Genomic DNA, 11,974 nt, shown 5'->3' on the forward strand with positions numbered 1-11,974 from the left:
GATCATGTAACGGGTCAGTTGGTGACGCGGTAGACGTCGTAGACGCCGTCGACGTTGCGGACCGCCTTGAGCACGTGGCCCAGGTGCTTCGGATCCCCCATCTCGAAGCTGAACCTGCTGATGGCGACCCGGTCGCGATTGGTGGCGACGGACGCCGACAGGATGTTCACGTGCTGGTCGGACAGCACCCGGGTGATGTCCGACAGCAGGCGGGTGCGGTCGAGCGCCTCGACCTGGATGGCCACCAGGAAGACCGAGTCCTCCCCCGGCGACCACTTGACGTCGACCATGCGGTCCGGCTGGGTGCGGAGGTTCGCCACGTTGACGCAGTCGGCCCGGTGCACCGAGACGCCGTTGCCGCGCGTCACGAACCCGACGATCTCATCGCCCGGCACCGGCGTGCAGCATCGGGACAGGCGCACCCACACGTCGGGGTCGCCGGCGACGACCACCCCGGGGTCGCCCGCGGGCCGCGACCGCCGCTTCTTGCTGGGGATGACGGTCTCGTCGAGGTCCTCGGCCGCGCTCTCGACCCCGCCGAGGGAGTCGACGAGCTTCTGCACGACGCTCTGCGCGGAGACGTGGCTCTCGCCGATCGCGGCGTACAGCGCCGAGACGTCGGAGTAGCGCAGGTCGTGGGCCAGCGCGACGAGGGCCTCCCCGGAGAGCATGCGCTGCAGCGGGAGGTTCTGCTTGCGCATCGCGCGGGCGAGGGCCTCCTTGCCCTGCTCGATGGCGGTCTCGCGGCGCTCCTTGGAGAACCAGTGCTTGATCTTGTTGCGGGCGCGGGCGCTCTTGACGAAGTTCAGCCAGTCGCGGCTGGGCCCGGCCTCGGGCGACTTGGAGGTGAAGATCTCCACCGTGTCGCCGTTGTCGAGCGTCGACTCCAGCGGCACGAGCCGGCCGTTGACCCGGGCGCCGATCGTACGGTGCCCGACCTCGGTGTGGATGGCGTAGGCGAAGTCGACCGGGGTGGCGCCCTGCGGGAGGGCCAGGACCTGGCCCTTCGGCGTGAAGACGAAGACCTCTGAGACCGACAGGTCGAAGCGCAGCGACTCGAGGAACTCCGCCGGGTCGGTGGTCTCCTTCTGCCAGTCGAGGAGCTGCCGGAGCCAGGCCATGTCGTTCGCCTTGCCGGGCGAGCCTGCGCCGACCGTCTCCTCCTTGTACTTCCAGTGCGCGGCGATGCCGTACTCCGCGCGGTTGTGCATCGCGCGGGTGCGGATCTGCAGCTCGACCGGCTTGCCCTCCGGGCCGATCACCGTCGTGTGCAGCGACTGGTACATGTTGAACTTCGGCATCGCGATGTAGTCCTTGAACCGGCCGGGGACCGGGTTCCATCGCGCGTGGATCGTGCCGAGGGCGGCGTAGCAGTCGCGGACGGTGTCGACGAGGACGCGGATGCCGACGAGGTCGTAGATCTCCTCGAAGCCGACCTCGCGGGCGATCATCTTCTGGTAGATCGAGTAGTAGTGCTTCGGGCGCCCCTTGACCGTCGCCTTGATCTTGGCCTCGCGCAGGTCGCCCGCGACGTTCTCGATCACTTCCTGGAGGTAGACGTCGCGCCGCGGCGCGCGCTCGGACACCAGGCGGGCGATCTCGTCGAACCGCTTGGGATACAGCGTCTGGAAGGCGAGGTCCTCCAGCTCCCACTTCAGCGTGTTCATGCCGAGGCGGTGCGCGAGCGGCGCGAAGATCTCGAGCGTCTCGCGGGCCTTGCGCTCCTGCTTAGGCCGGGGCAGGTAGCGGAGCGTGCGCATGTTGTGGAGCCGGTCCGCCAGCTTGATGACCAGCACCCGGATGTCGCGGGACATGGCCACGACCATCTTGCGGACGGTCTCGGCCTCCGCCGCATCGCCGTACTTGACCTTGTCTAGCTTGGTGACGCCGTCCACCAGGGCGGCGATCACGTCGCCGAAGTCGGCACGGAGCTGGTCGAGGGTGTAGGTGGTGTCCTCGACGGTGTCGTGCAGCAGCGCCGCGCACAGCGTCTCGGTGTTCATTCCCAGCTCGGCGAGGATCGTCGCCACGGCGAGCGGATGGGTGATGTAGGGGTCGCCGCTCTTGCGCTTCTGGTGACGATGATGGTGGGCGGCGACGTCGTACGCGCGCTCGACGAGACGCACATCCGCCTTGGGATGAGTGTTCCGGAGCGTCTTGATCAGCGGTTCGAGTACGGGATTCATCGTTGGACCACGCTGGGCGCCGAGCCGGGCGAGCCTTCTGCGGACCCGGGCGGCGGACGGCGCGGTCGCGCCCGACGGCGTCGCGTCGCCGTCATCCGGCACCGGCTCGGGGGCACCCACCGGCGCCGTCGGCGAAGAGGCCTCTGCCTGGGCCTGCGGGGTCAGCGCGGCATCGGCCACCGCGTCGGACGAGACCACCTCACCGGGCACCCAGCCTCCCCATTCATACGTCGGAACCACAGTTTATCCGTAGTCGTTTTCCAGTCGGTGCCCATCACCCATTCCGGTCACGACGCTAGGAGGGCAGGCGGGGGAAGGGGAGGATGCTGGGAGGGGCACCGGCGAAGGTTGGGGGCCGATGAACAAGACACTCCGCAGGGCGGCGGTCTTCTCGCTGCTGATGATCCTCGCGCTGCTGGTGAACGTCACCTACATCCAGGGCTCGCAGGAGCAGAAGCTCCGCGACGACCCGCTGAACGCCCGGCACTTCCTCGCGCAGTTCAACCGGAACCGCGGGCTGATCATGGCGGGCGGCACGATCATCGCCCGGTCCCGAGACACCGGCAACAAGGACTTCAAGTACCAGCGCGTGTACCCGGACTCGGAGATCTTCGCGCCGGTCACCGGCTACTTCGCGCCGAGCGGCTCCGTGACCGGCGTCGAGTCCGCGGCCGACGGCCTGCTGGCCGGAACCGACCCGAGACTGACCGTTCAGCACTGGTTCGACGCGATCGTCGGCAAGACGCCGCGGGGCGCCACCGTGCAGACGACCATCGACCCGGACGCCCAGCGCACCACCTATGACGCCCTGCGTTCGAGCACCTCGCGCCGCGCCGCCGCGATCGCCATCGACGTACGGACCGGCGCGATCAAGGTGATGGCGTCCTATCCGTCGTTCGACGCCAACACGGTCGCGGTGCACGACACCACCGCGTCGACGCGGGCGTACAACCGGCTGCTGAAGGCGTCCGGCAGCCCCCTCATCAACAAGGCGATCGGTGAAAGTTTCGCGCCGGGCTCGACATTCAAGATCATCACGTCGGCCGCGGGGATGGACAAGCAGGGCCTGACCAAGGACAGTCCCGTGGACACCCCGGGCGTGCTCACCCTCCCCTCCGGGAACCCGCTGCACAACGACGCCGACTCCGGGCCGTGCAACGGCGGGCAGCTGCCGCTCATCGAGGCCTTCGCGCAGTCGTGCAACAGCACGTTCGGCAAGCTCGCCCTGGACATGGGCCAGCGAAGCCTCGGCGCCGAGGCCGCAGGCTTCGGCTTCGGGCAGCGCATTCCGATCGAGAACGCCCTGAGCAGCGCCGCGAGCGTCTACCCGAAGAACATGGGCGGCGACGACGTCGGGCGCAGCGGCATCGGCCAGGGCAGCGTCTCGGCGACGCCGCTGCAGATGGCCCTCGCGGCCGCCGCCGTCGCCCACGGGGGCGTCGTGATGAAGCCGTACCTCATCCAGCGGGTCGTCTCGCCCGACCAGTCCGAGGTCGAGGCCGCGTCTCCCCGGGAGTTGCTCCGGGCGACGAACTCGCAGACGGCGAGCCAGCTGCAGGAGATGATGCGGGAGGTCGTACAGACCGGCACCGCGCGCGGCAAGGTGCCGACCGGCATCGCCGGTAAGACCGGCACCGCGGAGACCGGCCTGCCGTACAACGAACGGTGGTTCGCCGGGTTCGCGCCGGCCGACGACCCGAAGATCGCGTTCGCGGTGGTCACCGAGGGCAGCGGTTTCGGCGCCGACGCCGCCGGGCCGATCGCCACCAGCATGGTCCAGGCCCTCAAGGTGCTCTGACGCCCGCCGGGCCGGCGCGAACCCGCACGTCGCTCGGCGGCCGCCAGCGGACACGGACAAGCCCGTACGAGACCTGGATATCGCTCAGCAGCCGCTCGGGGCAACGAACGAGCCCGCACGACGCCTGAGGCGTCGTGCGGGCTCGTGAGAGAGGGTCAGCCCTGGATGAGGGCGTGGACGTCCAGGCCGGTCAGCCGGTCCCGGCCCTTGAGGAAGCCGAGCTCGATGAGCACGGACAGGCCCGCGACCTCGGCCCCCGAACGGCGGACGAGCTCGACGGTCGCCGCGGCCGTGCCTCCCGTGGCCAGTACGTCGTCGACGATCAGCACCTGCTCGCCCGGTGCGAGGGCGTCCTGGTGGACCTCGATGGTCTCGCTGCCGTACTCGAGGTCGTAGCTCTCGTCGTACGTCGCGGCCGGCAGCTTGCCCTTCTTGCGGACCGGCACGAACCCGGCGCCGAAGTGGTAGGCCACCGGGGCCGCCAGGATGAAGCCGCGGGCCTCGATCCCGACGACCTTGTCGATGGTGCCCCGCCCGTAGTAGGCCACGATGGCGTCGACGACGGCCGCGAACGCGGTGTGGTCGGCCAGGAGCGGACTGATGTCCTTGAAGATCACCCCGGGCTTGGGGTAGTCGGGAACCTCGCGGATCCGCTCGTTGATCAGTTTCGTCAGGTCGACCGGTCGCGAGGTCACGTTCCTCCTCAAAGACGCCATCCCGCGACGGATCACACGATCCGTCGCGGGATGGGCTCAGCGCTTCTTCTTGCCGCTGGGCCGGCCCTTCGTGCCACCCCGGCGCGGCTGTTGCCGCGGACCATTCTGCACGACCCGGACACCGGCCCCGACAGAGGATGCCTCGTCCTCGTCCACGTCCTCGGTGTCGCCGTCAGGCAGCTCCGCGACCTCGACGTCCGGCTTGGCCTTGCGCTTCGGGCTGTTGGCCTTGGCTGCCACCCGCTTGGCCAGCGTCTTGTACTTCTCCTGCCGCTCCTGCAGGTCGGCGACGATCGGCGTCGCGATGCAGATGGAGGAGTACGCGCCGGCCATCATGCCGACGAACAGGACGAGGGCCAGGTCCTTCAGCGTGCCGGCGCCGAGGACGCCCGCGCCGATGAACAGCAGGCCCGCCACCGGCAGCAGCGCGATGACCGAGGTGTTGATCGACCGGACCAGGGTCTGGTTGACCGCGAGGTTCGCCGCCTGGCTGTAGGTCATGGTGTTCGAGGTGGTCAGCGACCGGGTGTTCTCCCGGACCTTGTCGAACACGACGACCGTGTCGTACAGGGAGTAACCGAGGATGGTCAGCAGGCCGACGACCGAGGAGGGCGTCACCTCGAACTGCACGAGCGAGTAGACGCCGACCGTGATGAGGATGTCGTGTGCCAGCGCGATGATCGCCGCGACCGCCATCCGCCATTCGAAGGCGACCGACAGGTAGATGATGATCGCGACCAGGAAGATGAGCAGGCCTTGGAGCGCCTTCTGGGAGATGTCCTTACCCCAGCTCGCGCCGACGCTCTGCGGGCTGACGTCATCGGCCTTGGCCAGATGCAGCTTCTGCTGCACCGAGCTCTGCACCTTGGCGATGTCATCCGAGCCCAGGCTCTCGGTCTGGACGCGCCAGCCGGTGCCGGTCTTCTGGACGATGGGGTCCTCCTTGACGACCCCGGAGTCCTTGACCGCCGCGCGGGCGTCCGAGGTCGTCACGCCGGACCTCGTCGGGAACTGGAAGACCGTGCCGCCCTTGAACTCCACGCCGAAGTTCAGGCCGAGCGTGAGCAGCGACACGACGCTGACGACCAGGATGAGCCCGGAGATGGCGTACCAGGTCTTCTGCCGCCCGACGAAGTCGAGCGAGACCTCACCGCGGTGAAGGCGGCCGCCGATGTTGCCCAGCCGTGACATCAGGCCTCCTTGGTGCTGGCAGGACGGGCGGTGACGCGCTTCTTCACGCCCAGCGTCGTCGGATCGAGGCCGGACCATCGATGGCCGCGACCGAAGAACCTCGTGCGGGCCAGCAGCGTGACGAGCGGCTTGGTGAAGAAGAACACCACGGCCACGTCGATCAGAGTAGTGAGCCCGAGCGTGAACGCGAAGCCCTTCACCCCGCCGATGGCGAACCAGTACAGCAGCAGGGCCGCGATGAACGACACCGCGTCGGCGACGATGATCGTGCGCCGGGCGCGCACCCAGCCGCGTTCGACGGCGGTCCGGAGGGTGCGGCCCTCACGGACCTCATCCCGTAGCCGTTCGAAGAACACGACGAAGGAGTCCGCGGTGATACCGACCGCCACGATCGCACCGGCGATGCCGGCCAGGGACATCCGGAAGTCGATGAACTTGCCGAGCAGCACGATCGACTCGTACGTGATGATCCCCGCGATCGCCAGGCTGGAGATCGCGACGAAACCGAGACCGCGGTAGTACATCAGGCAGTAGAGCAGGACCAGGCCCAGGCCGATCGCGCCGGCGATCAGGCCGGCGGTCAGCTGGTCCTTGCCGAGCGTCGCCGAGACCGACTCGAGCGAGCCCTGCTTGAACTTCAGCGGCAGCGCGCCGAACTTCAGCACGTTGGCGAGGTCGGTGGCGTCCTGCTGGTTGAACTGGCCCTCGATCTGCGCGTTGCCGGAGTTGATCGCCTCCTTGACGCCCGGCCAGGAGTACACCGTGCCGTCGAGGACGATCGCGAAGTGGTTACGCGTGTTGTTCTCCCCGAGCGCGGCGGCCTGCTGGGTGAACTTGGCGAACGAGCTGGTCGCCTGGCCGTTGAGGTCGAGGTTGACGGTCCACTGCAGCTGGCCGTTCTGCGGGTTCGGCGGCAGCGCCTGCGCCTTGGTGACCTGGTTACCGGAGATCTTGGCCGGGCTCAGGATGAACTTGTAGTCGACCTTGTGGGTCTTGGGGTCGGGCCGGGCGCAGATCGCCACCTGCTTGTTCGCGTCGAGCGTCTGACCCTGGCCCACGTCGGCGCCGGTGCAGGTCAGCTTGTCGAACTGCGCCTTGACGGCCGGGTCGACGCCGGAGAAGTCCTCGCCCGTCTGCTGCTGTTGCTGCTGTTGCTGCTGCTGGAGCTGTTGCTGCAACTGCTGGAGCTGCTGGGGCGTGAGCGACTGCGTGGCCTTCGGGCTCGCGGCGGCCTTGCCCGACGTCGACGGCTTCGGCGTCGCCTTGGTGAGGGCCTGGGCGAGCGCCCGGCCCTTGGGCGTGGCGCTGGCCGAGCCCGACGGGCTGGCGCTGCCGGAGGGCTTCGCGCTCCCGGAGGGCTTGGCGCTGCCGGAGGGCTTGGCGCCGCCCTTGGTCTTGCCCGTGCTCGTCGGGCTGGGTGTGGGCGTCGGCGTCGACTTCGGGACGCCCACCGGCTCGGCCACGAGCACCTGGCGGAACTCCAGCTTGGCCGTGGTGCCGACGAGCTTGGCGACACGCTCCTGGCCCTTGCCGGGGACCTGGACGACGATGACGTTACTGCCCTGCTTGGTGACCTCCGCCTCGGAGACACCCAGGCTGTTCACGCGCTCACGCATGATGTTGAGCGCCTGACCCATCTCGCCCTCGCCGATCTTGGCACCGGGCTTCGTAGGCTCCGCCGTCAGTGTCACGGTGGTGCCACCGGCGAGGTCAAGAGCCAGTTTGGGCGTCTTTTGGCCCTGCCAGAACATCACGCCCACCAGGGCTGCGACGATCACGAACAGCGCGAGAAGAGTGCGCCCAGGTCTTGGAACGTTTCTGCTAGGCGGAGCCACGGTCGTCTTTCGTCCTTTTTCTGCGGGTCAGGTGTAGGTCAAGCCGACGGCTTCTTGTCGGCCTTCTGCTCGCCGTCCTTCACCGTTTCTGCGGGCTTGGTGTCGTCGACGACGGTCTTCGCCTCGGTCTTCGGCTCGATGTCGTCCTGCGCGACCTCCGCCTCGGCGCCGTCCTTCGGCTCCTCGGCGGCCGCCTCGGTCTCCTCGACCTCGTCGGTCTCCTCCTCCTCTTCCTCATCGGAGGGGTCGTCGATCACCTGGCCGACGGCCTGCTTGACGAAGCGGGCCTCGACGCCCGGGGCGATCTCCAGGACGATCGCGTCGTCCTCCACGGCGACGACCGTCGCGATCATGCCCGCGGTCGTCATGACCCGCTGGCCCGGCTCGATCTGGTTCTGCAGCTGGGCCTGCTGCTGCTGCCGCTTGCGCTGCGGGCGGATCAGCAGGAAATAGAAGACCACGACGATGAGGATCAGCGGTAGCAGCGACACCAATGGATTGCTGCCGCTCTTCGCCGCGGTGACATGAGTGAGCGCTGTGAGTGTTGTGTTGCCCTGCACCGGGGCGTCCTTCCGATGTGATGTGTTGAGCTCGCCGCCGACCATTTCGCGCCGCGAAGGCGCGTCATCTACTGACGGCGACCAAGCTCCGGAGTGTAAAGGAGTACCTGAAACTCCGGCAACGACGTGACGAACCCGTGCGCCGAGAAGTTCCCGTCACTCCTCCTCCACTTCGAAAAGCGTACCTGCCGCCGTGGGCGGCGGGGCGAGTCCGAGGTACCGCCAGGCGGCCGGTGTCGCGATCCGCCCCCGCGGGGTCCGGGCGATGAGGCCTTTCCGTACGAGGAAGGGCTCGGCGACGACCTCGACCGTCTCCGGCTCTTCGCCGACCGCCACGGCGAGGGTCGACAGGCCGACGGGGCCGCCGCCGAACTTCGTCAGCAGCGCGTCCAGCACCGACCGGTCGAGCCGGTCCAGCCCGTCGGCGTCCACCTCGTACAACGTGAGCGCCTGCCGTGCTATCTCCTCGGTGATCACACCGTCGGCGCGCACCTCGGCGTAGTCACGGACGCGACGAAGCAGCCGGTTGGCGATCCGGGGCGTGCCCCGGGCCCGCCGGGCGATCTCGGCCGCGCCGTGTTCGTCCATCCGCACGTCGAGCAGCCGGGCCGACCGGTGGATGATCCGCTCCAGGTCGGCCGGCTCGTAGAAGTCCATGTGGGCGACGAAGCCGAACCGGTCGCGCAGCGGCGCGGGCAGCAGCCCGGCCCGGGTCGTCGCGCCCACGAGGGTGAACGGCGCGATGTCGAGCGGGATCGCGGTCGCGCCCGGCCCCTTGCCGACGACGACGTCGACCCGGAAGTCCTCCATCGCGACGTACAGCATCTCCTCGGCGGGGCGGGCCATCCGGTGGATCTCGTCGAGGAACAGCACCTCGCCCTCGGAGAGGGTGGACAGCACGGCCGCGAGGTCGCCGGCGCGCTCGATCGCCGGGCCGGAGGAGATCCGCAGCGGCATGCCGAGCTCGCTCGAGATGATCATGGCGAGGGTGGTCTTGCCGAGGCCGGGCGGCCCGGACATCAGCAGGTGATCCGGCGGGCGGCCGCGCCGCAGGGCGCTGTGCAGGACGAGGGAGAGCTGCTCGCGGACCCGTGCCTGGCCGATGAACTCGTCCAGGCGCTTGGGCCGCAGCGCCGCCTCGATGACCTTCTCCTCGCCGTCGGCGACCGGCGAGACGAAGCGCTCGTCGCTCACGCGACCCCCCTGAGGCTCATCGGCTCAGCCTCCGCATGGCCATCCTGAGCAGGGTGGCGATGTCGGGGATGTCCTGCCCGTCGATGTCGGCGGCCACCGCGTCGACGGCGGCGTCGGCGTCCTTGCCCGTCCAGCCGAGGTTGGTGAGCCCCGCGTGGACCTGGTCGCGCCAGGGCAGTACGCGGGTCGCGAACACGGGCACATCCGTGTCGTCGTCGATCGGCGTGCCGAGGCGGTCCTTGAGCTCCAGCACGATGCGCTGGGCGCCTTTCTTACCGATGCCCGGCACCTTGGTCAGCGCGTTCACGTCCTCGGTGGCGACGGCGCGGCGCAGGGCGTTCGGTGGGTGGACGGCGAGCATGGCCAGCGCCAGCCGGGGTCCGACGCCGCTGGCGGTCTGCAGCAGCTCGAAGATCGCGCGTTCGTCGTCGTCGGCGAAGCCGTACAGCGTGAGCGAGTCCTCGCGGACGATGAGCGAGGTGGGGACGTGGGCCTGGTCGCCCACCCGCAGGCCTGCGAGCGTGGCCGGGGTGCACTGCACCGACAGGCCGACGCCGCCGACGTCGATGACGGCGCCGTCCGGCCCCGCACCGGCGACCTTCCCGCTGACGAATGCGATCACTGCCCTGTCCCTCCGCGCACCGTGGAGCCGCCGGCCGATGGCATCTGCGGGCGGCGGCGGCCGCCGCTCACCTGTCGACTCCGTACTGTCTCATCCTGGCCGCCTGGATGCGCGCCTGCGCGCCGCCACGCCAGACGTGGCAGATCGCGAGCGCCAGCGCGTCGGCCGCGTCGGCGGGCTTGGGCGGCGTGTCCAGCCGCAGCAGCCGGGTCACCATGCTGGTCACCTGGGCCTTGTCGGCACGGCCGTTGCCGGTGACGGCGGCCTTGGCCTCGCTCGGGGTGTGCAGCGCTACCGGCAGTCCGCGCCGTGCGCCGCAGGCGATGGCGATGGCCCCGGCCTGCGCCGTCCCCATGACGGTGGAGACGTTGTGCTGGCTGAACACGCGCTCGACGGCCACCGCGTCAGGCCGGTAGGCGTCCAGTAGCTTCTCCAGGCCGCGCTCGAGGCCGATCAGCCGGGTCCCGATGTCGTCGTCGGGGCTGGTGCGGATGACGTCGACGGTCACGAGCCGCAGCTGCGTGCCCGGCGCGCCGTCCACCACGCCCACCCCGCACCGGGTCAGGCCGGGGTCGACGCCGAGTACCCGCACGGCGACTCCTCTCCGTTCCGAACATCAGTTCGCAGCGAGGCTACTCGCCGCGTACGACTTCGGGCCGCTCAGGCCCCGGCGTGTCGCACGGTAATCAGAAGTAGTCGAGCATGTACGGCGCCCCGCCGAAAGCCGCGTCGAGGATCGCGTCGGTGGACGCGTCGCCCTCGGCCAGGCCGGAGCGGCGCAGCCGGGTCAGTGGAACGCCCGCGTAGAGGGCCGCCAGCGACCGGGCGGACAGCCTGAGGGCGTCCGGTGCGCCGTCCGTACGCGTGAGGGTCCCGCGACCGCCGTCGACGCTCAGCCGCCAGGCCCCGGTATTGCCCGGCCGCGCCTCGTCTGTGATCGTCAAGGGAACCTCCGCCGACAGGCCGGCGGGGAAGCCGCGGGCGGCGACGGCCGCCGGCGCGTCGAGCACCCGCAGCATCCACGAGACGCGGTGGACGTCCTCCGTCGAGCGGTCGCGCAGGAGCCAGAACATGGGGTCGTCCGGGGCGACGCAGGCGCGGACCGACCGGGCGATCGACGAGCCGGATCCGACCAGCGCCCACAGGGCCCGGGCGGTCTCGGGGGACCCGGCCGCGCAGCGCTGCACGCTGAGCTCCTGGCCGTCCGCGCTCCAGCCGTAGATGAGGAGGCCGTCCTCGGCCAGGTAGCCGAAGATGTCGTCCCGGTCGAGGAGATCATGGAAGAAGTCCTCGCCCCGGTCGATGGGCCCGCGGTCGCGCGCATCGGCGTGCAGCCGGCGCAGCATCGCGGCGACGTCGGCGGCATCGTCGGGTCCGACACGCCGTACCTTCACCGGACCGGCGTCGAGCGTGCGCAGCGCCTCGGCCGGGACGGTGACGAAGTGCTGCGCGCCCGCGTGCTCGTACCCGACGGAGCGGTACACCGGCGCGGTGGCCGGGTACAGCGCCGAGATCGGCAGGCCGTCCATGAAGTCCAGGAGGGCATACGCGAGGCGGCGCCCGACGCCGCGGCCGCGTTCCTCAGGCGCCACGGCCACGCCCGCGACGCCGCCCATCGGAACCGCGCGGCCGTGCCACCACTGGTCGAACAGGTGGTAGCGGGCCGAGGCGACGAGCCGGTCGCCGTCGTAGATCCCGAGGACACGGCCCTGCCGCACGGCGGGGCGCGAGCGACGGAGGAACTCGGCCTGGTCACGCGGCCCGAAGGCACGCACCATCAGGTCGTAGTCGGCACCCAGGTCCTCGGGTGCGAGTGCGCGGATGTCCACGTGGGTACGCTACGGCACCCGCGCTGTCGCCGGTCGCTTCCCC

General features: G+C 69.8%; 10 protein-coding genes. 1 reads left to right on the top strand and 9 read right to left on the bottom strand.

Features of this window, described 5'->3' with window-relative positions; all coding sequences use genetic code 11:
• Window positions 1-14 precede the first annotated feature (14 nt).
• Entirely contained in the window at window positions 15-2,396 is a 2,382-nt protein-coding gene (locus tag AB0I04_RS19680) for a bifunctional (p)ppGpp synthetase/guanosine-3',5'-bis(diphosphate) 3'-pyrophosphohydrolase (protein ID WP_360886255.1), read from the bottom strand.
• A 148-nt stretch (window positions 2,397-2,544) separates the two neighbouring features.
• Here AB0I04_RS19680 and AB0I04_RS19685 point away from each other — a divergent pair, with 148 nt between their 5' ends.
• Window positions 2,545-3,984 carry a penicillin-binding transpeptidase domain-containing protein gene (locus AB0I04_RS19685; RefSeq protein ID WP_360886257.1) on the top strand — a complete coding sequence of 480 codons (1,440 nt, stop codon included), beginning with the start codon at window positions 2,545-2,547 and terminating at the stop codon, window positions 3,982-3,984.
• A 155-nt stretch (window positions 3,985-4,139) separates the two neighbouring features.
• Here the strand turns inward: AB0I04_RS19685 and AB0I04_RS19690 are convergent, their stop codons facing one another.
• The 8 genes from AB0I04_RS19690 to AB0I04_RS19725 form a co-directional block, all read right to left on the bottom strand.
• The gene (locus AB0I04_RS19690) at window positions 4,140-4,700 is read right to left on the bottom strand and encodes an adenine phosphoribosyltransferase (RefSeq protein ID WP_360886259.1); all 561 of its coding nucleotides are present in this window, start codon (window positions 4,698-4,700) and stop codon (window positions 4,140-4,142) included.
• Between the two features lie 36 nt (window positions 4,701-4,736).
• The gene (gene secF, locus AB0I04_RS19695; protein ID WP_360886261.1) at window positions 4,737-5,891 is read right to left on the bottom strand and encodes a protein translocase subunit SecF; all 1,155 of its coding nucleotides are present in this window, start codon (window positions 5,889-5,891) and stop codon (window positions 4,737-4,739) included.
• Window positions 5,891-7,669: a protein translocase subunit SecD gene (secD, locus tag AB0I04_RS19700; protein WP_360886263.1), complete on the bottom strand. Its 1,779-nt coding sequence runs from the start codon at window positions 7,667-7,669 to the stop codon at window positions 5,891-5,893. Before secD ends, secF begins: the two co-directional genes overlap by 1 nt.
• A 95-nt stretch (window positions 7,670-7,764) precedes the next feature.
• Complete coding sequence (gene yajC, locus AB0I04_RS19705) at window positions 7,765-8,286, bottom strand: preprotein translocase subunit YajC (RefSeq protein WP_360886265.1); 522 nt, start codon at window positions 8,284-8,286, stop codon at window positions 7,765-7,767.
• A 156-nt stretch (window positions 8,287-8,442) separates the two neighbouring features.
• Window positions 8,443-9,480: a Holliday junction branch migration DNA helicase RuvB gene (ruvB, locus tag AB0I04_RS19710; protein WP_360886267.1), complete on the bottom strand. Its 1,038-nt coding sequence runs from the start codon at window positions 9,478-9,480 to the stop codon at window positions 8,443-8,445.
• A 16-nt stretch (window positions 9,481-9,496) separates the two neighbouring features.
• Window positions 9,497-10,102, bottom strand: a complete 606-nt coding sequence (ruvA, locus tag AB0I04_RS19715; protein ID WP_360886269.1) for a Holliday junction branch migration protein RuvA — start codon at window positions 10,100-10,102, stop codon at window positions 9,497-9,499.
• A 67-nt stretch (window positions 10,103-10,169) separates the two neighbouring features.
• The gene (gene ruvC, locus AB0I04_RS19720; protein ID WP_360886271.1) at window positions 10,170-10,694 is read right to left on the bottom strand and encodes a crossover junction endodeoxyribonuclease RuvC; all 525 of its coding nucleotides are present in this window, start codon (window positions 10,692-10,694) and stop codon (window positions 10,170-10,172) included.
• A gap of 94 nt (window positions 10,695-10,788) precedes the next feature.
• Window positions 10,789-11,931, bottom strand: a complete 1,143-nt coding sequence (locus AB0I04_RS19725; protein WP_360886273.1) for a GNAT family N-acetyltransferase — start codon at window positions 11,929-11,931, stop codon at window positions 10,789-10,791.
• Window positions 11,932-11,974: the final 43 nt, after the last annotated feature.

The organism is Actinoallomurus sp. NPDC050550 (genome assembly GCF_040655075.1).
Taxonomy (GTDB): Bacteria; Actinomycetota; Actinomycetes; order Streptosporangiales; family Streptosporangiaceae; genus Actinoallomurus.

Excerpts from the sequence above, each read along its gene's own strand:
- AB0I04_RS19690 (WP_360886259.1), bottom strand. The coding sequence starts at position 4,700 with ATGGCGTCTTTGAGGAGGAACGTGACCTCGCGACCGGTCGACCTGACG.
- secF (WP_360886261.1), bottom strand. The coding sequence starts at position 5,891 with ATGTCACGGCTGGGCAACATCGGCGGCCGCCTTCACCGCGGTGAGGTC.
- AB0I04_RS19685 (WP_360886257.1), top strand. The coding sequence starts at position 2,545 with ATGAACAAGACACTCCGCAGGGCGGCGGTCTTCTCGCTGCTGATGATC.